The following is a 26,013-nucleotide window of genomic DNA, read 5'->3' as shown; positions in this document are numbered from 1 at the left end:
ATGAGAGGATGATGAAAGTGAGCGAAATAATCAACAAAAAATTAATTAAACTGAATCTTGAAAGCACAAACAAAAATGATGTCATATCAGAACTGGCGGAGCTTATAGACAACGAAGGCAGGCTTGATAGTTTCGAGAATTATTGTGCAAACGTAAGGGAAAGAGAGGACATGTCCACTACAGGCATAGGTTTTGGAATAGCTATTCCCCACGGTAAATGTATGGCTGTAAAAGAAGCTACAGTTGCCTTTGGAAGAAAAGAAGAAGGGATCGACTGGCAATCTCTTGACGGTGAACCGGCAAAAATAATCTTTTTAATTGCGGTTCCAAATGAAACAGAATCTAATCTTCACCTTAAGATTTTAGCAGCTCTTTCAAGAAAGCTCATGGATGAAGAATTCAGAGAAGAGCTTATCAAGACTCAAAATGAAGATCAGGTGCTAAAAATATTGACAGATATCTTTGAATCTGTAGAAAAGTAAGTTTTATCTAGAAAATTATTATTATTTTTTAATGATAATTAATATATTAATATTTTATTAAAAGGAGGATTTTTAATGGGTAATTTATTGAAAAACATGAGACAGCATCTCATGACCGGCGTATCTTACATGATACCTTTTGTAGTAGCAGGCGGGGTCTTGCTTGCGGTAGCGGTTATGATTTCTGGACAGGCAGCAGTTCCTGAAGAAGGAATACTTAAGGCGATATCTGACATCGGTATTGCAGGACTTACTTTATTTGTACCAATTCTTGGCGGATTTATAGCTTTCTCTATGGTGGACAGACCGGGAATCGCTCCCGGTATGATCGGCGCTTATCTTGCAAATCAAGTAGGCGGAGGATTCCTTGGCGGAATCGTTGGCGGTATCATTGCAGGATTGGTAGTATTTTATCTTAAAAAGATCAAAGTGCCTCCGGTAATGAGATCTGTAATGCCCATCTTCATCATTCCGTTGATAGGAACATTTGTAACTGGCATGCTTATAATATATGTTCTTGGACAACCGATAGCAGGTTTGATGGATTCGATGAGCGTATGGCTGGAAGGAATGCAGGGAGCATCAAAAGTTGTTCTGGGCTTGATTTTGGGAGCAATGATAGCATTTGACATGGGTGGACCGGTAAACAAGGTAGCATACTTCTTTGGCGTAGGCTTGGTTGCAACACATCCTGAAGTAATGGCTGCAGTAGCTGTACCGATTTGTACACCTCCTATAGGACTTGCAATTGCTACATTTATAAGACCTAAGAAGTTTACAGTAGAGGAAAGAGAAGCTGGAAAAGCGGCGATAATCATGGGATCCATAGGTATCACTGAAGGAGCTATTCCTTTTGCAGCGGCTGACCCGATCAAGGTAATACCTGCCAACATGCTAGGTGGAATGGTTGGATCTGTAATAGCACTTCTTGTTGGAGCTACAAACAGCGCACCTTGGGGAGGACTTATAGTACTGCCTGTAGTAAACAATATTCCAGGATATCTTATAGCTGTTCTGGCAGGTTCTTTAACTACTGCGGCAGTGGTCATAGCTCTTAAGAAGGATAAAAAAGAAGATGACCTTGTTACTACATCAGGTGATGATGTTGACCTTGATTTTGACTAAGAAAGTATAGTATTATAATAAGCAAGTATAATATTAGTTAATTTAAGAAGGGAGTGTGTTAGAATGAATGTCGTAGCGGCAACTGCATGCCCTTCAGGTGTAGCTCACACCTACATGTCAGCTGAAGCACTTGAAAGAGCTTTTAAAAAAGCAGGCCACACCATCAAAGTGGAAACACAGGGGTCAATAGGGATAGAAAACCAATTGACAGCTGAAGACATTGCTAATGCGGATTTTGTCATCTTGACAAAAGACATGGGCATTAAAAATGAAGAAAGATTTGCAGGCAAAAAAATTGTCAGAATCTTTATTGGAGATGCCATCAAAAAGGCAGATGCAATAGTCAAAAAGCTTGAAAGTCATTTAGAGAAATAAGATAGAGGCCTCCGGTACCGGAGGCCTCTATTTATATATTTACTGCCGTTGGTTTTCGCCTATCGTATGAAAATACTGCATTAAATCCGATTTGCTTAAGCATTAGATATACTGGAGCGATGTTGTTGCCTATCATATTTGCAGAGTGAGAATCGGATCCTACGGTTAGAAGTTCGCCGCCTAAGTCCATATACATTTTAAGGATTATTTGTGAAGGGAAAATCTCTAAAGAGCTTGACCTAAAGCCGGAAGTGTTTATTTCAAGCCCGATGTTTCTTGAAATCGCCTTCTTTAAAATTTCAGATATCAATTCCTCATAGTCGCCGTGGCGATATTTGCCGTTTAAGTCAAAAGCGTATCTTTTCAATAAGTCGAAGTGGCCGATGACATCCATATCCCCTTCGGTAACTGATAATAGGACTTCATTGAAATAATCCGTATAGCTTTCGATCTGCTCCCTGCCTTGCATATATACTGTGAGATCTTCTTCATCCAAATTGTGAACTGAACCGATAATAAAATCAATATTTTGCCCTGTTTTGTAAGGTTCGATTTTGTTCATGGATAAATGGGGCTCTCCTATTTCCAAGCCTTTTTTTATTGTTAGACTGCCCTGGAAGTGATCCCGACATTTTTCGATATTGATACCGTAAGCATCCATATCAAGCCACCCGAAGCATGGGTCGCCTTCTCGGACAGAAAGATGTTCTGTAAAGCATATTTCAGACACGCCTTTGTTTATGGCGCTTTTGCACATTTCTTCCATAGTGGACATTCCATCCCATGAATGAGTAGTGTGCATATGATAATCAAGCATTCTATTTATTTTTATCACCTCGTTTGTTTATAAATCAATGATACTACTAAGAAGCAAATAGAGCAACGTTATAACGTTTGCAGTTTTATCGCATGCAATAATTTTTCGTGTTGTTGAAATTATAATTGAATTTTAACATTTTTGATGTATAGTAAAAACAAAGACTAAGTGGAGGGATAGGAATGAATGAAGAAATCAGAGCACAAAGTGTAGGAGATTGGTTCATAACGTTATTGCTTATCAGCATTCCGCTGGTAAATGTAATAGTTTTGATCTTATGGGCATTTGGTGGAGACTATGATCTGAACAGAAGGAATTTTGCAAAGGCAGCTCTATTGTGGATGATAATTCCCATAGCATTGGCAGCGTCATTTGTTTCCTGTGGACTGGCAGGAATGCTATTTTACATTTAGTGCAGTTTCGGTAAATCCAGGGCATAAATATATTGATTGTTAGAGTGCTGTGTTTTTGATATAATGTAATAATGAGATTTTATATTTGGAGGAATTTTAATGGCGCCTAACAAACAAGAAATAACAAGAAATTTTAGCATAATAGCCCATATAGACCACGGAAAATCAACACTAGCCGATCGATTGATACAAAAGACTGGTCTATTGTCTGACAGGGAAATGTCTGATCAGCTTTTGGATAACATGGATCTGGAGAAGGAACGTGGAATAACTATAAAGCTCCAAGCAATAAGGCTGGTTTACAAGGATGAAAATAATGACGAATATTTTTTGAATCTGATTGATACCCCTGGGCATGTAGATTTCACTTACGAGGTTTCAAGAAGCTTGGCCGCTTGCGAAGGAGCCATTTTGGTTGTAGATGCAGTTCAGGGAATTGAGGCGCAGACGATGGCAAATGTCTATCTTGCGCTAGAGAATAACCTTGAGATAATACCTGTAATAAACAAGATAGATTTACCGGGAGCAGATCCTGAGATGGTAAAAAATGAAATTGAAGATTTGATAGGAATCGAAGCACATGATGCTCCTTTAATATCTGCAAAAGAAGGATTAAATATCGAAGACGTGCTAAAGGCAATAGTTGACAGAGTGCCGGCTCCCGAAAATAAGGACGACCAGCCTTTGAAGGCTCTTATTTTTGATTCCTACTACGATTCTTACAGGGGAGTAATAGCATCAATCAGGGTAAAAGAAGGAATAATGAAAAAAGGCATGAAAATAAAGATGATGAATACGGGGAAAACCTTTGAAGTCGACGAGGTTGGAGTATTCGCAAAAGGACTTCTTCCCATTGACGAGCTCGTAAGCGGAGACGTAGGATACGTTACTGCAAGCATCAAAAATGTTAAGGATACCAGGGTAGGGGACACCATAACAGACGCGTCAAATCCGGCAAAAGAAGCGTTGCCGGGGTATAAAAAGGTTACGCCCATGGTTTACAGTGGCATATATCCAGCTGATGGGGCAAAATACGAAGACCTTAAGGAATCCCTGGAAAAGCTTCAACTAAATGATGCTTCACTGATGTTTGAGCCGGATACTTCTGTAGCTCTTGGTTTTGGTTTCAGATGCGGATTTTTAGGGCTGCTTCATATGGAGATAATCCAGGAGAGGCTTGAACGGGAATACAACATAGATTTGGTAACTACAGCTCCAAGCGTAATCTACAAGGTTAAAAAAACCAGCGGCGAAGAGTTGTGGGTAGACAATCCCACCAATCTACCACCTGCGGTGGAAATCGACTTTATGGAAGAACCTATAGTGGATGCTTCCATTATGGTTCCTTCCGAGTATGTCGGCGCAATAATGGATTTGTGTCAGGAACGTAGAGGAGAATACAAGACGATGAGTTATATGGAAGAAACTCGCGTCGTGCTGGAATACGAACTTCCGCTAAATGAAATAATATACGATTTTTTTGATGTGCTTAAATCAAGGACAAAAGGATACGCGTCATTTGATTATGATATGAAAGATTACAGAAGATCGGATCTCGTAAAGCTTGATATACTGCTAAACGGAGACGTGGTTGATGCTCTTTCCTTCATAGTGCATAAAAGCAAAGCATACTCTAGAGGACGAATGATCTGCGAGAAGCTAAAAGAAGCGATACCACGCCAAATGTTTGAAATACCAATACAAGCGGCAATAGGAGGCAAGATCATAGCCAGAGAGACTATCAGGGCCATGAGAAAAGACGTGCTTGCAAAATGCTATGGCGGGGATATATCCAGAAAGAGAAAACTTTTAGAAAAGCAAAAGGAAGGGAAGAAACGTATGCGTCAGGTGGGAAGCATAGAGGTTCCCCAAGAGGCATTCATGTCCGTTCTGAAGCTGGACTCTTAAGCAAGGTGAATAAAATGAAAAACACAAGCATATACGTACATATTCCCTTTTGCAGGGAAAAGTGCTCGTATTGCGACTTTTTATCTTTTTCAGGGCAAGAAGAAAGGGCAGAAGCGTATACTTCTGCCCTTTTAAATGAAATTGATGCAAAAAGTCGATACATCGAGAACAGAAAGATAAAAACCATTTATATAGGAGGGGGAACTCCTACATCTATAGAGCCTGTTTATATAGAGAAAATTATGTCAAAACTATGGCATGACTTTAATATCGAAAAAGATACAGAAATAACTATAGAGGCAAATCCGGGGACTCTTGACAGAAAAAAGATAGCTTCTTATGTAAAAAGCGGCGTTAATAGGTTCAGCCTTGGTCTTCAAAGCACTGACGACGATGTATTAAAATCAATCGGAAGAATTCATACATACAATGATTTTGAAGGAAGCTATAATCTCCTAAGGAACTTAAACATAAAAAACATCAACATAGACTTGATGATGGGACTGCCGGGCCAAAAGCTGGAAGGGTTCAAAGAAGGACTTAAGAAGATACTTGATTTAAAGCCTGAACATCTGTCCTGTTACGGACTGGTTCTTGAAGAAGGCACGCCTTTATACAAGCAGGCTTTGTCAGGGAGTTTTAAATTGGATGAAGACTTAGAGCGAGAAATGTATCATATGTTAATAGAGAGCTTGGCTAAAGCGGGTTATATCCATTACGAAATATCAAACTTTGCTCTGCCCGGATTTAGCTCAAGACACAATATGGTCTACTGGAATCTAGATGATTATGTGGGATTGGGGCTTGGCGCCCACTCTTTTTCAGACAACTGCCGTTTTTATAATATCTCGGATATGAAAGAATACATCGAAAAAGCAAATGGTTTTCAGTCGGTAATTAAAGAAACAGAAAGAATAGAGCTTAAAAATCTCAAAGAAGAATTTATGTTTTTAGGTCTAAGAAAAATCCAGGGGGTAAACTGTCAGGATTACGGGGATAGGTTTGCTTCTTCAATATGGGATGACTACGGAACTGAGATAGAAAAGCTGATAAAAGAAGAATTGCTGGAAAAGACGGATGGAAAAATCAAGTTAAGCTTAAAAGGCTTGGATTTTGCGAATAGAGTATTTGGAGAATTTATCAAGTCTTAATTAGAACTTTAAGATACTCAGAACCTATTGACAAAAGGTCGATTAGATGTTATTTTAATATTAGCTTAGCACTCATAGTCAAAGAGTGCTAACAATGGAGATGATAACATGGATGATAAAAGAGAAAGGAAATTAAAAATCTTAAATTCCATAATTAGAGATTATATCGAGACAGCAGAGCCTATAGGTTCAAGGACGATCGCAAAAAAATATAATCTCGGAATAAGCGCGGCTACAATCCGAAATGAGATGTCAGATCTTGAAGAAATGGGCCTGTTAATCCAGCCCCATACATCAGCAGGAAGAATACCTTCCCAAAAGGCATACAGGCTATATGTAGATGAGCTGATGAAAATAAGCAATCTGAATCAAGGGCTTAAAAACGAAATTAGAGATGGATACAGCCAATACGTTGAGGAAATTGACAAAGCCATCAAGCACACGGCAAAGGTCATCGCACAGCTTACCAGTTATACATCTATAGTATCGTTGCCCGAAATGGATACCCTAAACTGTAAGCATGTACAATTAGTGCCCATTGAAGACGAAAGGGTATTGATGGTAGTGGTTACCAAAGAAAACATAATCAAAAATTACGAGCTTAAGCTTAGCAAAACGGTTGTTGACGGAGAGCTTAATAAGTTAAACAACATATTGAACCACATAGTAAAAGGGTCTTCATTCGAGAACATTGGAAAAGACCTTACCCAAAAGATAAATGACTTGACGCTAAAGGAAAACGAATTGCTACAGGAAGTAGTTCCTATGTTTAAAGAAGTTTTGCTAAATAGGAAGGAAAATTCCGTATATTCCAATGGTGTTACCAACATACTTAATTATCCGGAGTTTTTCGATATAGTAAAGGCTAAGGGATTCTTAGATCTTATCGAAAAGAAAAATAAGATAGCAGAGCTTTTAACTCAAGTCAGCAAAGGGTCACTAAACATCATCATCGGATCTGAAAATACAGTTAATGAATTCAAGGAATGCAGCCTGATAACAGCCACCTACAGCTTGAACGGCAAAAACATAGGAAGCATTGGCGTTGTAGGGCCGGTTAGGATGAATTACGATTATGTGGTATCTGTCATGAACTTTTTAAGCTCAGAACTTAACAAGCAACTGAACAAAGAAGAAATAGCAAAGGGTGATGATTTTGAATAATGAAAAAAATAATGATGAAGCACTTAATGACGAAAAGGTAGATTTGGAAGAAAATCAGGAGCAAGAGGCTCAAGATGATCAAAGGGAGTCGGTTGAAGAAAAACCAGCCGAAGAAAATAAAGAAGATGAAAGCCTTCAAAACCAATTGATTCGTCTCCAAGCTGATTTTGACAACTTTAGAAAGCGCACAATTCGCGAGAAAGATGAAATATACAAATATGCATTAGAGGATTTTTCATCGAATCTTTTGCCGGTTTTGGATAATCTTGAAAGAGCGGTATCATCCCTCGAGAAAAGCAAGATTGAAGACGAATATGCAAACGGTGTTAAGATGGTTTTGACTCAACTCAAAGACGTGCTTGCCAAGGAAGGCTTAAGTGAAATAGAGTGCGAAAATCAAGAGTTTGATCCAAACCTGCACCATGGGGTTACGGTGGAAGATTCTGATGAGCATAAAGAAGATCAAATTATTGAAGTTTTCCAAAAGGGATACACATTTAAAGAGAAAGTGATCAGACCAGCGATGGTCAAGATTTGCAAAAAAAGCTGATATTGATAGGAGGAAATAGAATATGGGAAAAGAAAAAATTATAGGAATTGACTTGGGTACAACTAACTCTTGCGTAGCTGTGCTTGAAGGAGGAGAGCCTGTTGTAATTCCAAACGCTGAAGGAAACAGGACCACGCCATCAGTTCTTGCAGTTACTAAAGATGGAGAAAGATTGGTAGGCCAGGTTGCAAAGAGGCAAGCGGTCACAAACCCTGACAAGACAGTGGCATCTATTAAAAGAGAGATGGGAACTGACCATAAGGTAACCATTGATGGAACAGAATATACCCCGCAACAGATTTCTGCAATGATTCTTCAAAAGCTTAAGGCTGATGCTGAAGCCTACTTGGGAGAAAAGGTGACTAAAGCAGTTATAACAGTACCGGCTTATTTCAGCGACAGTCAAAGACAGGCAACTAAGGATGCTGGAAAGATAGCAGGATTAGAAGTATTAAGAATCATAAATGAGCCGACTGCCGCATCGTTGGCATATGGCCTTGATAAGGAAGAGAACCAAAAGATAATGGTTTATGACCTAGGCGGCGGAACATTCGACGTATCAATACTTGAGCTAGGGGATGGAGTATTCGAAGTTCTCGCGACCAATGGTGACAACCATCTTGGAGGAGACGACTTTGACCAAAGAGTCATTGATTATCTTGCAGAAGAGTTCAAGAAGGAAAATGGGGTAGATTTAAGAAATGACAAGATTGCCTTGCAGAGACTTAAAGAAGCCGCAGAAAAGGCGAAAATCGAGCTTTCAGGAGTCATGAGCTCTAATATAAACCTTCCATTTATTACTGCAACACAGGAAGGGCCTAAGCACTTGGACGTGACCTTGTCCAGAGCGAAATTTGATGAGTTGACAGCAGACCTGGTGGAAAGAACAATAGGTCCGGTTAAAAGCGCTATGAAAGATGCCGGGCTTGAAGCAGATAAGATTAACAAGATAATCCTTGTTGGTGGATCAACAAGAACTCCTGCTGTACAGGAAGCTGTAAAGAAAATTACAGGAAAAGATGCTTACAAGGGAATCAATCCGGATGAATGCGTAGCTATCGGTGCTGCGATTCAAGCAGGAGTACTTGCAGGAGAAGTAAAAGACGTATTGCTTCTTGATGTAACTCCTTTGTCACTTGGGATTGAAACCATGGGTGGCGTATTCACTAAGCTTATCGAGCGAAACACGACCATACCAACAAAGAAGAGTCAAATATTCTCTACTGCCGCTGACAATCAAACCGCAGTAGACATACACGTGCTACAAGGGGAAAGAGAGATTGCATCTTATAACAAAACCTTGGGCAGATTCCAACTGGCAGGAATTGCTCCGGCACCAAGAGGAATCCCGCAGATTGAAGTAACATTTGATATCGATGCTAACGGAATAGTAAACGTAAGCGCAAAGGATTTAGGAACAGGAAAATCCCAAAATGTGGTAATTCAATCTTCTACAAACATGAGTGATGAAGAAATAGAAAAAGCAGTAAAAGAAGCAGAAAAATTTGCTGAAGAGGACAAGAAGAAAAAAGACGAGGTAGAAGTTAAGAATACTGCTGACTCTACGATATATCAGATTGAAAAGTCTCTTAAGGACTTGGGAGATAAAGTAGCTGCTGATGAAAAACAAAAAGTTGAAGATGCAGTTAAGGACCTGAAAGAAAAAATGGAAGGTTCTGATGTAGAGGCTATTAGAAAAGCGACAGAAGCACTTAACGAAGTCTTCCATCCAATAGCACAAAAGCTTTATGAACAGGCTTCTCAGGGAGCGCAAGGCGAAGCACAAGAGGCTCAAAACGATGCTGATGACGTAGTAGATGCAGATTATGAAGTTGTAGACGATGAGGATGAAAACAAATAGCATTAAACCCGCAACCAAGGCAATTGCTTTGGTTGCATGTTTATGATATGATGAAACCTTGAATTTAACGCAAGGAGAGAAAATATGAGCAAACGAGACTATTATGAGGTCCTGGGAGTCAGCAAGGGTGCCTCTGAGGATGAGATAAAAAAAGCATACAGAAAGCTTGCAATGAAGTACCATCCGGATAGAAATCCCGAAGACAAAGAAGCAGAGGAAAACTTCAAGGAAGTAAACGAAGCTTACGAAGTCTTAAGCGATTCATCTAAGCGCTCACAATACGATCAATTCGGGCATGCAGGCATGGGAAATGGTGCCGGTGGATTCGGCGGATTTGGCGGCGGTGCCGGATTTGACGATATCTTTGGCGATATATTCGATATGTTTGGCGGAGGCTTTTCGGGAAGTAGATCTAGAAGGCCCCAAAAGGGTCCGGATATAAAGGTCGGCATAACACTTGACTTCGAAGAGGCAGTTTTTGGCGTAGAAAAGGATATTAAGATATCAAGAGATGAAGAATGCGAGGTATGTCACGGTTCCGGAGCAGAATCCGGAAGTGATGTTAAGACCTGTGACAAATGCAACGGATCAGGACAAGTAAGAGTGAATCAAAGGACTCCCTTTGGAGTCATGCAGACTGTAAAGACATGCGATAAGTGCCACGGAGAAGGAAAGATTGTCTCCAAGCCTTGTAAGGCATGTGGTGGAAAAGGGACAAAGAGGAAAGAAAAGTCCATATCAATTAACATTCCTGCAGGAGTCGAGGACGGCAACGTTCTTCCTTTAAGGGGAGAAGGAGAACCGGGAACCTTAGGTGGGCCAAGAGGAGATGTCTACGTATATATTAGCGTCAAATCCCATCCTTTCTTTGAAAGGGAAGGGACGAACATATTTTGTGAAATTCCGATAACATTTGTTCAGGCTGCTCTGGGGGACGAGATAATGATTCCGTCATTGAACGAAAAGAAAAAGAAGATAGAACAAATTAAATTTACGATACCTGAGGGAACACAATCCCACCAGACCTTCAGACTAAAGGGGCGTGGAGTTGCTAATCCCATGGGTTACGGAAAAGGCGATCAGTACGTAAAAGTCAAGGTCGAAATTCCTAAAAAGCTAAATGATGAGCAAAAGGAATTGCTTAGAAAATTTGCTGAAGTCGATGGAGAGCACGAAATTCACGAACAAGGCAAAAGCTTTTGGGACAAGGTAAAAAAATATTTCAACTGATTTAAACTGTTGCAGATGCTTAAATAGCATATGCAACAGTTTTTTATTCTTTTGTTTTGGAAATGAGTTATAATAAATGTATATAGATATCATATGTTGTTAATATTATGAACCATGAAGGAGGAAATCAAAATGATAAAGGAATTCAAAGAATTTGCCCTCAAAGGAAACATGGTAGACCTGGCAATAGGTATAATAATAGGCGGGGCCTTTGGTAAGATAGTGACTTCATTGGTAAATGATATGATTATGCCGCTTATTGGGGTATTGCTTGGGGATACTGATTTCACCAATTTGTTCGTGGTGTTGGGAGAAGGTCAATATCTTACTTTGGAAGAAGCTCAAACTGCAGGGGCATTGACGCTCAATTATGGATTGTTTTTAAATAATATTGTAGATTTTCTAATAATTGCATTTGCAATCTTCATGGTGATTAAGCAGTTAAACAAAATGAAAAGGAAAGAGGAAATGGCGCCAGCACCTGAAACTACAAAAAAATGCAGTTTTTGCTTTGAAGAGGTACATATCGATGCAACCAGATGTCCACATTGTACATCTGTTATTGAATAGAAAGAATAAAACCTTGCCAATAACGGCAAGGTTTTATAACATCATTTAGGCAAGCTTTCATCCATTTCAATTATAAGAGATTCTACAGGTTTTCTTACCCCAGGATGCTCCTTCTTTTGCAGATCCTCCGGTAATCTGGACATATTGCCGGGGTAGCCCATTGCTATAATGGTTACAATATCGTAATCATCGTCGATTTTGAGCTCTTCACGGGTTCTTTTTCTACTGAATCCTCCCATAGCATGTACCAAAAGTCCACGCCTCCATGCTTCAAGGCTTAGATAACCCCAGGCTGTGCCAGTATCGAACATATGCCAGTAATTATCCTTGGAGTTGGAATCAAAATACTTGTAAGAGAGAAGGAGCAACAAAACAGGGGCATCGCATGCCCACCTTTTATTTCCATCGTATAGCAAAGAGCAAATCTTTTGTTTTTTGCCTTCAGTATCTGCAAGAATAAAGCGCCAGGGCTGTTCGTTGAAGCAAGAGGGAGCAAAAGATGCTGCTTCTAGCACTGCCATTACTTCTTCATTTTCAACTTTTTTATCAGAAAAAGCTCTTGAAGACCAACGGCTTTTGATTTCCGGCATGATATCGTATTTAAAGCTCCGCTTATCCATCCAAATCCTCCCAGCTGAAGTTGTTTTATATGTTATATTATACAGAAACTTTTCGGATAACACAAATCATAGGTTCTCATTATAAAAAAGAATTTTATCTTCCAGTTCTTTAAATGGAATGAATCTAGATGCCCTGTAGACTTCTTTGCCTTGGTGAAAAAGCGCAACAGTTGGGACGGTAAAGACCAAAAAATCTCCGCTAGCAGCAGGAAGTTCATCTATGGGAACCTGATAAAAATTTAAATATGGATATTTATTAAGAAGATGTTGGATATTTTCCTTAACCGAGATACAAACGTTGCAGTTGCTTGATGAAAATACCAGTATAAAAAAATTATCTTGGCATATGGCTTCTTTAATATCCGAGATATCTCTAAACTGTTTCATTTTCTCAGCCTCCCAGTTTAAGGTTAATAAAAAAACACCGCAAATCAAAGACATAAATACTTAATATAAATTTGGGTTTGCATTTTTGGTTATGCTGTTTGTAAAATATTACCTATGAAATCTTCAGCGGTTCCCGGAGTTACAGAAAAGATCTCTCCTTCATCTATTTGTACGGACACTCCTTCAGTGCAACGACCGAGACAAAATGTGCCCCGAAGCTCGATTTCGTGAGAAAGACGATTAGCCTTCACATATTCCTGAATTATTGACAAAACCTTATAAGATCCTTTCAAGTGACAAGTATTTCCAACGCAGACTTTAATAGTGCGCATAATGCACCTCCTGTTAATATATTAACGAAACTATCAGTACTATTTTATTCTTATGAAGATGAAAGGTCAAGAGATCAATAGACGGTAAACCTTTTCAAATTTGATTGCCGATAGTATATGGTGTAGAATGATTTCGTGAGGTGATTTGATGTCAAAAAAAGAATTTGAGCGAACTTTTGAAATGCTTTCCCATTTAAAAGATAGTCAACTGTCGGAGATATTCCGACATGCAGTTATTAAAGTTGTAGAAAAAGGTCAGTTTCTTCAAATGGAAGGAGAAGGATGCTATGGTGTCCCCTTCATTTTGGAAGGAAGCATAAGGTTTTATAGAACCACTGAAGACGGAAAAGAGAAGACGCTTTTTCGCCTTGGCAAAGGAGAAGTTTGTCTTTTAGCGGCAATGTGCATATTAAGCGAAATGGATTATAGCTTCAACGCTTATGCGGAAAAGAACAGCAGGATAATGGTGATGCCGACTGATTTATTCTTCGACCTTTACCATCGAGATGAGATTATCCAAAAATATATATTCAGACAGCTGACGACAAAACTGATTACTGCATATGAGCAGGTTGAAGCTTCAGCCCTTTACGATGTAAGGACCAGATTGGAAGAATACTTATCCAATCATAAGGATACGCATAATATAGTTGTTGCTACTCACGAAAAAATTGCAGGCGACATTGGAACTTCTAGGGAAGTAGTGACTAGAAATCTGAAAAAGCTTCAAATGGAAGACAAGATAGAATTAAGACGAGGAAGGATATTTTTAAAATAAATTTAATTCAGTCCTTTGAATGTGACAAAAATCACATAAAAACATAATGAGTCCAGTTAAAATAAGCTTAACAAAATATAAATTTCTGGAGGAATTATGAAGGGTACAAAAAAAATTAAAAATATTCAGTCTTGGAGTTACGTAATTATTATAGGTTTCTTCGTGTTGTCATTTATCGATCATCGTTTTGGCATATTAGGGCTTGTCTGTATGGGACATCCTATTTTTCTTGCCTTTAAAGGCCACGGAAAAGCTCACTGTTCTAAAGTTTGCCCGAGAGGATCTTTTTTTGGCAAGTTCCTGCCTAAGATATCCATGAATAATCCTTTGCCGAAATCATGGCGAACAACAAAGGTGAAAAATGCAGCATTGATCCTCATGGCTTCGGTATTTACTGTAATGATGGCTCTGAGAGGTAGAGGATTTACCGAAATCGCTACAATTTTATTTAGGATGATGTTTATGTCATTTTTGATTGGAGCATTAATGGGGATTATATTCAAGCCAAGGAGCTGGTGTCAGATCTGCCCCATGGGACATGGAGCGTATTTGATAGATCAGAAGTTTGTAAATAAAAAACCGGAATATGATACTGTTAAAAGCTAAAGTCCAAGCAATTGATTTCGGCTCAACTATTTAAAAAGCAACCTTCACAGGTTGCTTTTTAAACGTTAATCTCTTTTTAGGCCAGCTGACAAAATATTTTGAGCTTTATCTACGTCTTCTTGGCTAGGAGTTACAATGCCCTTTAGCTTGTAATCATCTCCAAGCTCCTCCCATTTGCACTGTCCCATGCTGTGGTAGGGAAGAACCTCGACTCTTTGAACATTATCATGTCTGGATATGAATTCAGATGCTTCCTTTAAGTCTTTGATGTCGTCTGTATATCCCGGAACTAGAACATATCGAATCCATACTGGAATTTTTTTTTCTTTAAGATAGGCAGCAAAGCGCCGGATTTTATCAAGTCCTACGCCGGTCAGCTGTTTATGCTTGTTTTCGTCTGTCTGTTTTATGTCTAGGAGAACAAGATCAGTTAGGCTTAATAACTCTTGGAGCTTTTCGGTGTCCGCAAATCCAGAGGTGTCCAGGGCAGTATTGATGTCATGTTCTTTGCATTTTTTGAATAGTTCCGTTACAAAATCTGCCTGTAGCGTAGGCTCTCCCCCAGATACAGTTACCCCTCCACCTGAAAAGCGAAAATAGTCTTTATATTTTAGTATTTCATTGAAAACCTCGTCTACTGTAGTTTCTTTACCGCCTTTGGGATCCCAGGTATCTCTGTTGTGGCAGTAAAGACACCTTAGAGGACAGCCTTGAAGGAATACGATATATCGTATTCCAGGGCCGTCAACCGTCCCAAAGGACTCTACAGAGCTGATTCTTCCTTTAATTGAATCTTTCACCAGGATCAACTCCCGTTTATATTTTTTCGTGGAACGTTCTGTTTATTACATCTATTTGTTGCTTTCTAGTAAGCTTGATGAAGTTTACAGCATAACCTGAAACGCGTATAGTTAATTGAGGATATTTCTCGGGGTGATCCATAGCGTCCAGAAGGGTTTCTTTTTCAAACACATTAACATTTATATGATGGCCGCCATTTGCGAAATATCCATCAAGCAAAGCTGTCATATTGTTGATTCGATCATCGTTATCCTTGCCCAAAGCCTTTGGAATAATCGAGAAAGTATATGAAATTCCATCTTGAGCATGTTCGTAGGGAAGCTTCCCTATGGAGCTCAAAACTGCAAGGGCACCATTTTTGTCTCTTCCATGCATCGGGTTGGCTCCCGGGGCCAATGGCTCTCCGGTTTTTCTGCCATCCGGGGTATTGCCCGTTTTTTCTCCATACACCACATTTGATGTTATCGTAAGAATGGACATCGTAGGTACGGACTCTCTGTAAGTTTTGTGCTTTCTGAGTTTATCCATGAACAATTTGACTACATCCGAAGCGATATCATCTACTAATGGATCGTTGTTGCCAAACTTAGGATAATCTCCCTCTATTTCATAATCTACTGCCAGGCCGGATTCATCCCGGATTGTTTTTACCTTGGCATGTTTTATTGCGCTTAAGGAATCTGCCACCACTGATAGTCCTGCTATTCCGCAAGCCATAGTTCTGAGCACGTCCTTGTCATGGAGTGCCATTTGTATCTTTTCGTAGCAGTACTTGTCGTGCATGTAGTGTATGATGTTCAGCGTATCGATGTATAGGCCTGCTAGCCAGTCAAGGGTTGAATCAAAGCTTTTAATAACATCTTCATAACGAAGGTATTCAGTAGAAATTCCCTTGAATTCAGGTCCAATCTGGAGACCGGTTTTTTCGTCTTTTCCTCCGTTTATCGCATATAGCAATGCTTTTGCAAGGTTGCACCTGGCTCCAAAAAACTGCATCTGTTTACCGATTTTCATGGCAGAAACACAGCATGCTATACCGTAATCATCGCCGTAGTAATCTCTCATTATGTCATCACTTTCGTACTGAATGGAACTGGTGTTTATAGAAAGCTTGGAGCAATAATTCTTAAAGTTGACAGGTAGCTTTTCCGACCAGAGAACAGTCATGTTGGGTTCCGGTGCAGGTCCAAGGTTTTCAAGAGTATGCAGGAATCTAAAAGAACTTTTTGTTACCAGAGTCCTGCCATCGGTAGCCATCCCGCCGATGCTTTCAGTGACCCATGTCGGATCACCACTGAAGAGATTGTCATACTCGGGGGTTCTTAAAAATCTTACTATTCTCAATTTGATTACAAATTGATCCATAAGTTCCTGGGCTTGTTCTTCTGTCAATAAACGATTTTTCAAGTCTCTCTCGATGTATATATCAAGGAAGCTAGATACCCTCCCAAGGCTCATCGCGGCTCCGTTTTGCTCCTTGACTGCAGCAAGGTAGGCAAAGTACACCCACTGTACGGCTTCGGTAGCATTTTTTGCAGGTTTGGAAAGGTCGAATCCATATTTAGAGCCCATCTTCACCAAATCTTTCAGAGCTTTTATCTGTTCAGAGAGCTCTTCGCGCAGTCTGATAGAAGATTCTTCGGATAAATTGACGTTGCACTGTTCAAGTTCATTGTACTTGTCTTCTATTAATCTGTCTACTCCGTATAGTGCTACCCGCCTGTAGTCACCGATTATTCTGCCTCTCCCGTAAGCATCCGGAAGACCGGTTATTACTCCAGCTTTTTTTGCTGTCCTCATCTCTTCGGTATAGGCGTCATATACGCCAGCATTATGAGTTTTTCTGTAAATAGTGAATATTTCCTCAAAGGAGGGGTCGATGTCGAAACCATAAGCTTCACATCCCTTAAGAACCATCCTGATGCCGCCAAAAGGCATGATTGCTCGTTTCAAGGGGGCATCTGTTTGAAGCCCGACTATTACTTCATTTGATTTATCTATATATCCAGCATCATGTGCCGTAATGGTTGAGACGTTTTTAGTATCTACATCCAGCACGCCTCCGTTGTTTCTTTCATCAGTCAGAAGCTGGGATATTTTTTCCCAAATGAGATTGGTTCTGTCAGTAGGGCCAGAAAGAAATTTATCGTCCCCCTCGTAGGGTGTGACGTTTTTCAATATAAAATCTCTAACATTGATTTCCTTAGACCATTTACCACCTTTAAAATCTAAATATGTCATGTTGAACATCTCCTTTCGAGTGATACTGTATCCTGTATACACTTATACTTAAAAATTATAGCGCCTTTAGGCACCGACTGTCTTATGTTTAAATTATACCATACAGAAAATAATTGAAACAGAAAAAACAAGAATTAAACAATGATAAGGATTTCAATAATATTTAAAAAACTTTCCAGAACAGATTCATATAATGCCTTCCTATTATAAAAGCGCACTTAAAAAATTCATTTTATGAATTCTAGAGTTATTTTGTTAATAATATCATTGAAAACAACCCGGATAGCATCAGGGTATTGTCAATAATGGTTTTAAAATGTTGAGTTTAGAGTTATAATTATAGACAAGTTGATTGTTTTTATTATTTTTTTAAAAACTTGAATACGGTTACAGTCAAATATTTGTTACAAGATTGACAACAGGTGATATAATATTAACAATGTTGTTTAATCAATGACTAAGTTTTTGTTTTTCGAAAATTATATTTTAATATAATTATATTCAATCACGAGGAGGATTTGTATGGAAACCAGTATGCTTACAAAAGAACAATATGATGAGCTGGAACAATTTATCGAAGCTATACCGGATAAAAAGGATGCGCTAATTTCCGTGCTTCATAAAGCCCAGCAAATTTTTGGCTACTTGCCAAGAGAGGTGCAATTTTTTATATCACAAAAGTTAAATGTACCGTCATCAAAAGTTTACGGGGTAATTACCTTTTACTCTTACTTCACCATTGAACCAAGGGGTAAATACCAAATCAATGTATGTACGGGAACCGCTTGCTTTGTAAGGGGAGCAGAAAAGATTGTAACTGAATTTGAGAGGAAACTTGGAATCAAGGTCGGAGAGACTTCTGAAGACGGAAAATTCTCTATTGCCGGGCTTAGATGTGTAGGTGCATGTGGGTTGGCTCCGGTTGTTATTGTTAATGAAAAAGTTTATGGTAGGATCAAGCCGGAAGATGTCAACAAAATATTGATCGAGTATTCTGAGGAGGTATAATTATGAATAAAGTCAAGTCATTAGACGAATTAATGAAAATAAGAAAAGAAGCAGAGAAGACATTCAATCTTCGAGCTACCTCAGGAGATAAAGACAGAATCATTTTACGTGTCGGCATGGCGACATGCGGTATCGCCTCGGGAGCTAGAGAAACTATGAATACTCTTATTGAAGAATTGGCAAAAGAAGATATTACAAACGTCAGTGTAACTCAAACAGGATGTATGGGATACTGCGAAGAAGAACCGATAGTAGAAGTTGTATTCCCTGACAAGCCATCTGTAGTTTATGCTCATGTAGATCAAGACAGAGCGAAAGAAATAGTTCAAAAGCACATAAAAGAAGGCGTGCTTTTGGAAAATGCAATAATGAACAAATCCTTTGACACGGTGAGAGAATAGGAGGTATCTTAATGAGTTATAAAATGCATTTATTAGTTTGCGGAGGAACGGGATGTCAAGCATCTGCAAGCAGCAGGCTATTGGATAATTTAAAAGATGAAATCAAGGCAAACGGCCTTGAAAATGAGGTACAGGCATTAGTTACAGGTTGTTTTGGCTTTTGCGAAAAGGGACCGATAGTAAAAGTGTATCCAGACAACGTATTCTATATTGAGGTTACTCCAGAGGATGCAAAAGAAATCGTTGAAGAGCACGTTATAAAAGGTCGAAAGGTAGATAGACTTCTATATGAGGAGCCCAACCTTGAGAAGAAGCTCACAGAAGACAAAGATATGCCTTTCTACAAAAAACAGCTTAGGGTGGCACTTAGAAACTGTGGATTTATCGATCCTGAAAATATCAATGAGTATATTGCGTCTGAGGGATATCTGGCTTTAGGCAAGGCACTTACAGAGATGACTCCAAGAGATGTAATCGACATTATGAAGCAATCAGGCTTAAGAGGAAGGGGAGGCGGTGGCTTTCCAACAGGCCTTAAGTGGGATTTTGCTACAAAATACGATGCAGATCAAAAATATGTAGTATGCAACGCCGATGAAGGAGATCCAGGTGCATTTATGGACAGATCCATCCTGGAAGGCGACCCTCACTCAGTTCTTGAAGCCATGGCAATTACAGGGTATGCAATTGGAGCAAGCTACGGATATATCTACATAAGAGCAGAATATCCTCTTGCTATTGAAAGGCTTAAAATAGCAATCAATCAAGCAAGAGATATGGGAATGCTTGGAGAAAACATATTTGACAGCGGATTTAGCTTTGATGTCGAAATCAAATACGGAGCAGGGGCATTCGTATGTGGTGAAGAAACTGCTCTTATTCGTTCTATTGAAGGAGAGCGTGGAGAACCTACCACAAAACCGCCATTCCCGGCTGAAAGCGGCATATGGGGCAAGCCTACCTGTGTAAATAATGTTGAGACCTTGGCGAATATTCCGGTTATTTTAACAAAAGGTGCGGACTGGTTTGCAAGCGTAGGAAGTGAAAAATCAAAGGGTACAAAAGTATTTGCCCTTGCAGGAAAAATAAACAACGTAGGTCTGGTAGAAGTGCCCATGGGCATTACCTTAAGAGAGATTATCTATGAAATCGGAGGAGGCATCAAATACGGCAAGAAATTTAAAGCTGTACAAACCGGTGGTCCTTCAGGAGGTTGCATAACTTCAGAATTCTTGGATACTCCAATAGACTATGAGTCCTTGACTCAAATCGGATCCATGATGGGTTCTGGTGGAATGATCGTACTAGATGAAGATGACTGTATGGTAAACATAGCTAAATTCTACTTGGAGTTCACAGTGGAAGAGTCCTGTGGAAAGTGTACGCCTTGCCGTGTAGGCAACAAGAGGCTTCTTGAGATTTTGACAAAAATTACTGAAGGAAAAGGAACTCCTGAAGATTTGGATACCTTGGAAGAGCTGGGCAAGATTATCAAAGACACTTCTCTTTGTGGATTGGGACAAACTGCTCCAAACCCTGTTCTATCGACTCTTAAATACTTCAGAGACGAATATGAAGCTCACGTCATCGACGGAAAATGTACAGCAGGCGTATGCGAATCACTGATTAGCTACGAAGTAGTGCCGGAAAAATGTATCGGATGTACGGCATGTGCAAGAGTATGTCCCGTCAGCTGTATAGAAGGAGCGCCAAAACAGGTTCATTTAATTGATCAAACTAAATGTATCAAGTGTGGAGCTTGCTATGATAAGTGTAAGTTTGACGCAATTGTAAAAATATAAGTGAGGTGTGAAGTATGGAAATGGTTACGTTAACGATAAACAGACAGAAAGTCCAAGTGGAAAAAGGTTCCACGATATTGGATGCTGCCAGAAAATTAAATATAAATATACCGACCCTATGTCATCTAGACCTTCATGACATAAAGTTTGTAAACAAATCTGCTTCATGCAGGGTTTGTGTAGTCCAGGTAAAGGGAAGAAGAAACTTAGCTCCTGCATGCTCAACACCTGTTGACGAGGGAATGGTGGTTACAACAAACAGCGTAAGGGCTATGAAGTCAAGGAGAACAGTCGTGGAGTTGCTGCTCTCCGACCACCCAAAAGACTGCTTGTCATGCGTAAAGAACAAAGAATGTGAACTCCAGGATCTTGCTGCAGAACTTAATGTAAGAGACATCCCTTTCGAGGGAGAAATGTCAACATATAGAAAAGATGTTTCCAGCCATTCAATCGTTAGGGATTTGGACAAATGCGTTCTTTGCAGAAGATGCGAAACCATGTGCAACGAAGTTCAGACAGTTAACGTACTATCTGGGGTAGGCAGAGGCTTTGAAACAGTTGTAGGACCTGCTTACGACTTGCCTATGCACGAGACTACATGTACATTCTGTGGCCAATGTGTTGCCGTATGTCCTGTTGGGGCTCTGGCAGAAGCCAATAACGTACAAAAAGTATGGAAAGCCATCCAAAATAAAAACAAGGTAGTTATAGTGCAAACCGCTCCTGCGGTCAGGGTTGCCTTGGGTGAAGAGTTCGGTATGGCTCCAGGAACTCAAGTAACTGGCAAGATGGTAAAAGCTCTAAGAGAGATTGGATTCGATAAAGTATTCGATACTGATTTTGCAGCTGACTTGACAATTATTGAAGAAGCTTCGGAATTTGTTCACAGACTTGAGCACGGCGGGAAGCTGCCTATACTGACGAGCTGTTGTCCAGGTTGGGTTAAGTTCTTTGAGCATCAATTCCCGGATATGTTAGATATACCTTCTTCATGTAAATCTCCTCACGAGATGTTCGGAGCAGTGGCAAAAACATATTTAGCTGAAAAAATGGGAGTGGATCCCGAAAACATGGTAGTAGTATCAGTTATGCCTTGCTTGGCTAAAAAATACGAAGCGGCAAGACCTGAGCTAGGAAACGACAACATGAGGGACGTAGACTTCGTTATCTCCACTAGAGAACTTGGTCAGATGCTTAAGGAAGCGACGATAGACTTCGCGAACCTTGAAGATTCCGACTTTGACAATCCTTTGGGAGAGTCTACTGGAGCTTCTGTAATCTTCGGAGCATCAGGCGGTGTTATTGAAGCTGCTTTAAGAACTGCTTATGAGTGGTTGACAAAAGAAACTTTGGAAAAGGTTGATTTTGAAGATTTAAGAGGAATGCAGGGAATCAAGGAAGCAACAGTAAAGGTAAACGACACTGATGTCAAGATTGCTGTAGCTCATGGCCTCGGAAACGCAAGGAAGCTATTGGAAGATATAAGAGACGGAAAAGCCGAGTACCATGCCATCGAAATCATGGCTTGTCCAGGCGGATGTATTGGTGGGGGAGGACAGCCTTACCATCATGGAGATTTGAACATCCTTAAAGAAAGAGCAAAAGGCCTTTATCAAGAGGATAAGGATAAAACTCTTAGAAAATCTCATGAAAATCCATACGTTAAATCACTTTATGAAGAGTTCCTAGGTGAACCTTACGGGGAAAAAGCTCATAAATTGCTGCACACTCACTATGTAAAACGTGATATGATATAACTAGAATCGGCACTTCCTTAGGAAGTGCCGATTTTTTATGATTTTTTATGATTAAATATAACTTCTTATGTACTTTTCGATATCAAATTTTCGCTTGCATCCGTTGTAATTCATATATCTGATCTTGCCGAATATAGCCCTTTCTTTCCAAGCCCGATCGTGGACTCCTCCTATGGACCATGCAATCCCGGCATAGCCGTTTGGATCCCTTCCGTCCATCATATAACGGTCATTCAATAAGATGCATGCCTCAAGAGCTTTTTCGGCAGAAGGAGACCATTCAAGTATCTTTTTGGCCCAATACATTCGCATATATCCATTCATGTAACCTGTGCAACGCATCTGATTTTGCGCAGCATTCCAGAGATCGTCGTGAGTTGCTGAAGATTCAAGCTCTGAAATGTCATAAATGTATTCACGAGTATCATTTTTGTGGAGTTCCAAGGTGTTCTTAGCCCAATCGGGAAAGGATTCTACAGAATCATAGTTTTTTTCATAGTAGCAAAAATTATCAGCAAGCTCACGTCTTATGATAAGCTCTTCCAAAAAACCGTTGTCAGGAATCCCCGAATTTATTACTTCGAGTGCTATCCTCTGGCTGCTTATCTGTCCAAAGTGAAGAAATTTTGACAAATTCGACTCAGCACCTGCGTTTGGGTCATTTCTAAGGTGGTAATTTTTAAGTTTGTGCTGAATGAAGTCATTAAAGACCTTCATGGCCTCGCAGGAACCGCTATTTAAAACTGACAGGGTCGTAGCGTGGGGTGTATCATAAAGGCGTATTTTAAAGCATTCAGGGGGCACGAAATCTATGGGATGGATAAGAAGCTTGGGGATTTTCTTCAAGTAAATATCCAATAGCTTGTGAATCTTAGGCCTAATCGTATAGGCTCCGTATTCCTTTTTATCTGAGGCGACAAAGCAGGGGACGATATTTCTCGTATCAACCTCTACGTGGGGAATATCTATTCTTTTATTGATCTCTGTTTTCCAATCCAGATTAATCTTCAGAGGAGAAAAATCGCTGACCAGCAATGAGGCATTAGCAGATTCCAGATAATAAGGTATGATTTCAGAAGGATTTCCTTCAATAATATGCATAGGTATATTATGTTTTTTTAACTTTTCTTGGCACTCCAGAAGGCCTGCCAACATGAAATCGAAGTGCTCCCTTTGTGCTCTGGGATAATCGGGATAAAGACAAAAAACAACGCTCATGCTCTTGGATTCTTTAATTGCGGCATTTTGGGCATATAGTAGAGCCCAATTGTCTTCAGTTCTTTGATCCCTGCTCATCCAATATACGATGTGAGATCCGCCTTTATTATTCCCATTCTTAAGAAGCCTGCTTCTTCTATCCATAAGGACCTCCTCGTGATTTGATTTTAGTTAGATAAAAAGACAAACTATAAAGTTTGCCCTTGTATTTTATGAATTTTCAGCTATGTGATAAACAAGTTTTTCCGTGTCTTCCCATCCGAGACAAGGATCAGTTATTGATTTTCCGTATGTATTCTCAGAAACATCCTGGCTTCCTTCAACCAGGTAGCTTTCAATCATTAGACCCTTTACCATCTTTTTAAGCAATGGATCGTATTTTCTGCTCCATAAAATCTCCTTGGCGATTCTAGGCTGTTCTTTGTATCGTTTCATGGAATTAGCGTGGTTAGTGTCAATTATGATGGCTTTATTTGCAAATTCGGTTTTCTCGTAAAGCTCGGAGAAGAATTTTAAATCTTCATAATGGTAATTTGGCACGTTCTTTCCATATGGATCGACCGCTCCTCTTAGTATCCCATGAGCGTAAGGATTTCCTGAAGATTCAGCGTCAAAACCTCTGTAAATGAATCTGTGACCTTGTTGAGCTGCATTTATCGCGTTTAGCATGACAGAACAATCACCGCTTGTTGGGTTTTTCATGCCCACAGGAATATCTACTCCGCTGCAAGTCAATCTGTGTTGTTGATTTTCAACAGATCGTGCTCCGATGGCGATGTAACCAAGAATATCTTCAAGGTAAGAGTAATTGTCAGGATAAAGCATTTCATCTGCTGCAGGCATATGGAAGCTCTCAAGTGCTTTTATGTGTAATTTCCTCATGGCCTTAATGCCTTCAGACATGTCAGGTTCTTTGTTGGGGTCTGGCTGGTGTAGCATGCCCTTGTAACCTCCGCCTGTGGTTCTGGGCTTGTTTGTATAGATTCTGGGTACCATCAGTACTCTGTCTTTAACCTCTTCTTGCAGTCGTGCCAGTCTGTCAATATACTCATAGACAGAATCTTCATTGTCTGCAGAGCATGGACCTATCACAAGGAGAAAACGATCGTCTTCTCCGGAGAAAATTGATTTTATTTCATCAATTTTATTTGCTCTTGCTTTTTGACTGTCAGGTGATACAGGCAATAGATCACGGATTTCCTCTTTTGAGGGAAGCCTTTTTATTAATTTCATATTCATATATTGAACTCCTCGTTATGTATTCAATATCCATATTTAAAAATGGTTATTAAATATATTTTATATAAAAATGCAGGATTATTCAATAAAAATTTAATGACCATTTAAATATTATTCATATTCGAGATAAAACTCTCTATCTTACCTTGATTTAAATTTGAAGTATCATTCTCCATTCCGGAGACTTTTTTAGCAATGACTTTGTCCAAGAATTTCATCTTGCTGAATATGAATTCTCCCCCGAAAAATTCTTTTGCGACAGCTATTTTTCGCAAGCTTTCAGGAAAAGCTCCATTAAGTTCCTGCAAGGCTTCTTCTCCTTCCCGCATTCCGCACACGAAAAGTCCGATTTTTTTATCCTGCAGCGCTTCGAGGTTGGCGGATGTGAAATTCTGCAGTTCCTTTTGAATCCTGCCGGCATAAATGGATCCGCCCAAAATTATCTTGTCGAAATCTTGGATGTCAGGGCTTTTTTGTGTTTTTAAGTTTACAGTCTCAACATCCCCATTGAGACCTTGGGCCAATTTAGTGACACATTTTTCAGTGCAGCCATATTTTGTAGTAAACGCTATCAAAGTTTTCATTTATACTCCTCCTTGAAATAATGAATATCTTACAATGATAGAATATATCTGACAATGTAGGATGTCAACAATGAAAAAATTATATATAAAATAATTATGAATATTAAGCTTATTTGAAAAATGAAATTTGGGGTAATAATTATTTAAGAGAATAGAGAGGAGGAGGACAATGCAATTTCTAAAGGTATACGGCGTAGCTGTATTGGTGTTCTTTGCAATAGACTTGATTTGGCTCGGAGTTATTGCTAAAAATTTGTATCAGAGATACCTGGGCTATCTGTTGGCTCCAGAAGTTAATTGGACAGCAGCAATAGTATTTTATCTATTGTTCGTTGCAGGGATGGTGTTTTTTGTAATCAACCCGGCGCTTGAAAAGGGGGATATAATGTATGCGATTTTAGCCGGAGGGCTTTTTGGATTTATAACATACGCGACTTACGATCTCACAAACCTTGCTACTATAAGAGACTGGCCTTTGACTATAACAATAATCGACTTGATATGGGGTACGGTTTTAAGCGGCTTGACCTCGACGATAAGCTTTCTGGTCGTCAAGACATTTTTAAAATAAAATTACATGAAGGGATGATGTA

27 protein-coding genes are annotated in these 26,013 nt (G+C 39.5%); 18 read left to right on the top strand and 9 right to left on the bottom strand.

Annotation, left to right across the window (positions count from 1 at the left end; genetic code table 11):
- Positions 1-8 precede the first annotated feature (8 nt).
- The 3 genes from BUB93_RS01620 to BUB93_RS01610 all read left to right on the top strand — a co-directional run bounded on the left by BUB93_RS01620 (position 9) and on the right by BUB93_RS01610 (position 1,982).
- A complete protein-coding gene (locus BUB93_RS01620; RefSeq protein WP_242945273.1) occupies positions 9-482 on the top strand; it encodes a PTS sugar transporter subunit IIA in 474 nt (157 codons plus the stop codon).
- 75 nt (positions 483-557) lie between these two features.
- Positions 558-1,607 (top strand): PTS fructose transporter subunit EIIC, encoded by a 1,050-nt coding sequence (locus BUB93_RS01615; protein ID WP_073269310.1) that lies wholly within the window; start codon positions 558-560, stop codon positions 1,605-1,607.
- Between the two features lie 63 nt (positions 1,608-1,670).
- The gene (locus tag BUB93_RS01610; RefSeq protein ID WP_073269309.1) at positions 1,671-1,982 is read left to right on the top strand and encodes a PTS fructose-like transporter subunit IIB; all 312 of its coding nucleotides are present in this window, start codon (positions 1,671-1,673) and stop codon (positions 1,980-1,982) included.
- A gap of 31 nt (positions 1,983-2,013) precedes the next feature.
- Here the strand turns inward: BUB93_RS01610 and BUB93_RS01605 are convergent, their stop codons facing one another.
- The gene (locus tag BUB93_RS01605; RefSeq protein WP_073269308.1) at positions 2,014-2,799 is read right to left on the bottom strand and encodes a histidinol-phosphatase HisJ family protein; all 786 of its coding nucleotides are present in this window, start codon (positions 2,797-2,799) and stop codon (positions 2,014-2,016) included.
- A 182-nt stretch (positions 2,800-2,981) separates the two neighbouring features.
- On the opposite strand from BUB93_RS01605, the gene BUB93_RS01600 reads away from it, so the two are divergent.
- From BUB93_RS01600 to mscL, 8 genes are all read left to right on the top strand, one after another.
- Complete coding sequence (locus tag BUB93_RS01600) at positions 2,982-3,212, top strand: hypothetical protein (RefSeq protein ID WP_073269307.1); 231 nt, start codon at positions 2,982-2,984, stop codon at positions 3,210-3,212.
- 99 nt (positions 3,213-3,311) lie between these two features.
- A complete protein-coding gene (gene lepA, locus BUB93_RS01595) occupies positions 3,312-5,120 on the top strand; it encodes a translation elongation factor 4 (protein WP_073269306.1) in 1,809 nt (602 codons plus the stop codon).
- Between the two features lie 14 nt (positions 5,121-5,134).
- Positions 5,135-6,271 (top strand): radical SAM family heme chaperone HemW, encoded by a 1,137-nt coding sequence (gene hemW / locus BUB93_RS01590; protein ID WP_073269305.1) that lies wholly within the window; start codon positions 5,135-5,137, stop codon positions 6,269-6,271.
- 108 nt (positions 6,272-6,379) lie between these two features.
- Positions 6,380-7,435: a heat-inducible transcriptional repressor HrcA gene (hrcA, locus tag BUB93_RS01585; RefSeq protein WP_073269304.1), complete on the top strand. Its 1,056-nt coding sequence runs from the start codon at positions 6,380-6,382 to the stop codon at positions 7,433-7,435.
- Entirely contained in the window at positions 7,422-7,985 is a 564-nt protein-coding gene (grpE, locus tag BUB93_RS01580) for a nucleotide exchange factor GrpE (protein ID WP_073269303.1), read from the top strand. The genes hrcA and grpE overlap by 14 nt, the downstream gene beginning before the upstream one ends.
- A 22-nt stretch (positions 7,986-8,007) precedes the next feature.
- Positions 8,008-9,846, top strand: coding sequence for a molecular chaperone DnaK (gene dnaK / locus BUB93_RS01575; RefSeq protein ID WP_073269302.1), 1,839 nt, complete (start codon positions 8,008-8,010; stop codon positions 9,844-9,846).
- A gap of 84 nt (positions 9,847-9,930) precedes the next feature.
- Positions 9,931-11,076 (top strand): molecular chaperone DnaJ, encoded by a 1,146-nt coding sequence (gene dnaJ, locus BUB93_RS01570; protein ID WP_073269301.1) that lies wholly within the window; start codon positions 9,931-9,933, stop codon positions 11,074-11,076.
- Positions 11,077-11,208: 132 nt separating this feature from the next.
- Entirely contained in the window at positions 11,209-11,646 is a 438-nt protein-coding gene (gene mscL, locus BUB93_RS01565; protein WP_073269300.1) for a large conductance mechanosensitive channel protein MscL, read from the top strand.
- 41 nt (positions 11,647-11,687) lie between these two features.
- On the opposite strand, the gene BUB93_RS01560 is transcribed toward mscL, so the two are convergent.
- The 3 genes from BUB93_RS01560 to BUB93_RS01550 all read right to left on the bottom strand — a co-directional run bounded on the left by BUB93_RS01560 (position 11,688) and on the right by BUB93_RS01550 (position 12,985).
- Complete coding sequence (locus BUB93_RS01560; RefSeq protein ID WP_073269299.1) at positions 11,688-12,266, bottom strand: nitroreductase family protein; 579 nt, start codon at positions 12,264-12,266, stop codon at positions 11,688-11,690.
- A gap of 66 nt (positions 12,267-12,332) precedes the next feature.
- Positions 12,333-12,653 (bottom strand): thioredoxin family protein, encoded by a 321-nt coding sequence (locus BUB93_RS01555; protein ID WP_073269298.1) that lies wholly within the window; start codon positions 12,651-12,653, stop codon positions 12,333-12,335.
- Positions 12,654-12,742: 89 nt separating this feature from the next.
- Entirely contained in the window at positions 12,743-12,985 is a 243-nt protein-coding gene (locus BUB93_RS01550) for a (2Fe-2S) ferredoxin domain-containing protein (RefSeq protein ID WP_073269297.1), read from the bottom strand.
- A 148-nt stretch (positions 12,986-13,133) separates the two neighbouring features.
- On the opposite strand from BUB93_RS01550, the gene BUB93_RS01545 reads away from it, so the two are divergent.
- Positions 13,134-13,763, top strand: a complete 630-nt coding sequence (locus tag BUB93_RS01545; RefSeq protein ID WP_073269296.1) for a Crp/Fnr family transcriptional regulator — start codon at positions 13,134-13,136, stop codon at positions 13,761-13,763.
- Between the two features lie 96 nt (positions 13,764-13,859).
- Positions 13,860-14,369, top strand: coding sequence for a 4Fe-4S binding protein (locus tag BUB93_RS01540; protein ID WP_073269295.1), 510 nt, complete (start codon positions 13,860-13,862; stop codon positions 14,367-14,369).
- A gap of 65 nt (positions 14,370-14,434) precedes the next feature.
- Here the strand turns inward: BUB93_RS01540 and pflA are convergent, their stop codons facing one another.
- Positions 14,435-15,169, bottom strand: a complete 735-nt coding sequence (pflA, locus tag BUB93_RS01535) for a pyruvate formate-lyase-activating protein (protein ID WP_143159039.1) — start codon at positions 15,167-15,169, stop codon at positions 14,435-14,437.
- A 16-nt stretch (positions 15,170-15,185) separates the two neighbouring features.
- The gene (gene pflB / locus BUB93_RS01530; protein WP_479722684.1) at positions 15,186-17,420 is read right to left on the bottom strand and encodes a formate C-acetyltransferase; all 2,235 of its coding nucleotides are present in this window, start codon (positions 17,418-17,420) and stop codon (positions 15,186-15,188) included.
- A gap of 513 nt (positions 17,421-17,933) precedes the next feature.
- Between pflB and nuoE the strand changes: the two genes are divergently transcribed.
- From nuoE to BUB93_RS01510, 4 genes are read left to right on the top strand one after another with little or no spacing between them, the layout of a single operon-like run.
- On the top strand, positions 17,934-18,419 hold the full coding sequence (nuoE, locus tag BUB93_RS01525; protein ID WP_073269293.1) for an NADH-quinone oxidoreductase subunit NuoE: 486 nt from the start codon (positions 17,934-17,936) through the stop codon (positions 18,417-18,419).
- Between the two features lie 2 nt (positions 18,420-18,421).
- Entirely contained in the window at positions 18,422-18,820 is a 399-nt protein-coding gene (locus BUB93_RS01520; RefSeq protein ID WP_073269292.1) for a (2Fe-2S) ferredoxin domain-containing protein, read from the top strand.
- Between the two features lie 11 nt (positions 18,821-18,831).
- Positions 18,832-20,622 carry an NADH-quinone oxidoreductase subunit NuoF gene (gene nuoF / locus BUB93_RS01515; protein WP_073269291.1) on the top strand — a complete coding sequence of 597 codons (1,791 nt, stop codon included), beginning with the start codon at positions 18,832-18,834 and terminating at the stop codon, positions 20,620-20,622.
- 14 nt (positions 20,623-20,636) lie between these two features.
- Positions 20,637-22,379 (top strand): NADH-dependent [FeFe] hydrogenase, group A6, encoded by a 1,743-nt coding sequence (locus tag BUB93_RS01510; RefSeq protein WP_073269290.1) that lies wholly within the window; start codon positions 20,637-20,639, stop codon positions 22,377-22,379.
- 51 nt (positions 22,380-22,430) lie between these two features.
- On the opposite strand, the gene phrB is transcribed toward BUB93_RS01510, so the two are convergent.
- The 3 genes from phrB to BUB93_RS01495 all read right to left on the bottom strand — a co-directional run bounded on the left by phrB (position 22,431) and on the right by BUB93_RS01495 (position 25,420).
- Positions 22,431-23,741, bottom strand: a complete 1,311-nt coding sequence (gene phrB / locus BUB93_RS01505) for a deoxyribodipyrimidine photo-lyase (RefSeq protein WP_073269289.1) — start codon at positions 23,739-23,741, stop codon at positions 22,431-22,433.
- A 66-nt stretch (positions 23,742-23,807) separates the two neighbouring features.
- Positions 23,808-24,836: a 3-deoxy-7-phosphoheptulonate synthase gene (locus tag BUB93_RS01500; RefSeq protein WP_073269288.1), complete on the bottom strand. Its 1,029-nt coding sequence runs from the start codon at positions 24,834-24,836 to the stop codon at positions 23,808-23,810.
- A 104-nt stretch (positions 24,837-24,940) separates the two neighbouring features.
- A complete protein-coding gene (locus BUB93_RS01495; RefSeq protein WP_073269287.1) occupies positions 24,941-25,420 on the bottom strand; it encodes a flavodoxin domain-containing protein in 480 nt (159 codons plus the stop codon).
- 169 nt (positions 25,421-25,589) lie between these two features.
- Between BUB93_RS01495 and BUB93_RS01490 the strand changes: the two genes are divergently transcribed.
- Complete coding sequence (locus BUB93_RS01490; RefSeq protein WP_073269286.1) at positions 25,590-25,991, top strand: DUF2177 family protein; 402 nt, start codon at positions 25,590-25,592, stop codon at positions 25,989-25,991.
- Positions 25,992-26,013 lie beyond the last annotated feature (22 nt).

Source organism: Alkalibacter saccharofermentans DSM 14828, assembly GCF_900128885.1.
Lineage (GTDB): Bacteria > Bacillota > Clostridia > Eubacteriales > Alkalibacteraceae > Alkalibacter > Alkalibacter saccharofermentans.
The sequence above is the reverse complement of the archived record's forward strand: the minus strand, read 5'-3'. Positions and strand labels throughout refer to the sequence as shown.

Coding starts and splice junctions, on each gene's coding strand:
- BUB93_RS01620 (WP_242945273.1), top strand. CDS start 9: ATGATGAAAGTGAGCGAAATAATCAACAAAAAATTAATTAAACTGAAT.
- BUB93_RS01615 (WP_073269310.1), top strand. CDS start 558: ATGGGTAATTTATTGAAAAACATGAGACAGCATCTCATGACCGGCGTA.
- BUB93_RS01610 (WP_073269309.1), top strand. CDS start 1,671: ATGAATGTCGTAGCGGCAACTGCATGCCCTTCAGGTGTAGCTCACACC.
- BUB93_RS01605 (WP_073269308.1), bottom strand. CDS start 2,799: ATGCTTGATTATCATATGCACACTACTCATTCATGGGATGGAATGTCC.
- BUB93_RS01600 (WP_073269307.1), top strand. CDS start 2,982: ATGAATGAAGAAATCAGAGCACAAAGTGTAGGAGATTGGTTCATAACG.
- lepA (WP_073269306.1), top strand. CDS start 3,312: ATGGCGCCTAACAAACAAGAAATAACAAGAAATTTTAGCATAATAGCC.
- hemW (WP_073269305.1), top strand. CDS start 5,135: ATGAAAAACACAAGCATATACGTACATATTCCCTTTTGCAGGGAAAAG.
- hrcA (WP_073269304.1), top strand. CDS start 6,380: ATGGATGATAAAAGAGAAAGGAAATTAAAAATCTTAAATTCCATAATT.
- grpE (WP_073269303.1), top strand. CDS start 7,422: ATGATTTTGAATAATGAAAAAAATAATGATGAAGCACTTAATGACGAA.
- dnaK (WP_073269302.1), top strand. CDS start 8,008: ATGGGAAAAGAAAAAATTATAGGAATTGACTTGGGTACAACTAACTCT.
- dnaJ (WP_073269301.1), top strand. CDS start 9,931: ATGAGCAAACGAGACTATTATGAGGTCCTGGGAGTCAGCAAGGGTGCC.
- mscL (WP_073269300.1), top strand. CDS start 11,209: ATGATAAAGGAATTCAAAGAATTTGCCCTCAAAGGAAACATGGTAGAC.
- BUB93_RS01560 (WP_073269299.1), bottom strand. CDS start 12,266: ATGGATAAGCGGAGCTTTAAATACGATATCATGCCGGAAATCAAAAGC.
- BUB93_RS01555 (WP_073269298.1), bottom strand. CDS start 12,653: ATGAAACAGTTTAGAGATATCTCGGATATTAAAGAAGCCATATGCCAA.
- BUB93_RS01550 (WP_073269297.1), bottom strand. CDS start 12,985: ATGCGCACTATTAAAGTCTGCGTTGGAAATACTTGTCACTTGAAAGGA.
- BUB93_RS01545 (WP_073269296.1), top strand. CDS start 13,134: ATGTCAAAAAAAGAATTTGAGCGAACTTTTGAAATGCTTTCCCATTTA.
- BUB93_RS01540 (WP_073269295.1), top strand. CDS start 13,860: ATGAAGGGTACAAAAAAAATTAAAAATATTCAGTCTTGGAGTTACGTA.
- pflB (WP_479722684.1), bottom strand. CDS start 17,420: ATGTTCAACATGACATATTTAGATTTTAAAGGTGGTAAATGGTCTAAG.
- nuoE (WP_073269293.1), top strand. CDS start 17,934: ATGGAAACCAGTATGCTTACAAAAGAACAATATGATGAGCTGGAACAA.
- BUB93_RS01520 (WP_073269292.1), top strand. CDS start 18,422: ATGAATAAAGTCAAGTCATTAGACGAATTAATGAAAATAAGAAAAGAA.
- nuoF (WP_073269291.1), top strand. CDS start 18,832: ATGAGTTATAAAATGCATTTATTAGTTTGCGGAGGAACGGGATGTCAA.
- BUB93_RS01510 (WP_073269290.1), top strand. CDS start 20,637: ATGGAAATGGTTACGTTAACGATAAACAGACAGAAAGTCCAAGTGGAA.
- phrB (WP_073269289.1), bottom strand. CDS start 23,741: ATGGATAGAAGAAGCAGGCTTCTTAAGAATGGGAATAATAAAGGCGGA.
- BUB93_RS01500 (WP_073269288.1), bottom strand. CDS start 24,836: ATGAATATGAAATTAATAAAAAGGCTTCCCTCAAAAGAGGAAATCCGT.
- BUB93_RS01495 (WP_073269287.1), bottom strand. CDS start 25,420: ATGAAAACTTTGATAGCGTTTACTACAAAATATGGCTGCACTGAAAAA.
- BUB93_RS01490 (WP_073269286.1), top strand. CDS start 25,590: ATGCAATTTCTAAAGGTATACGGCGTAGCTGTATTGGTGTTCTTTGCA.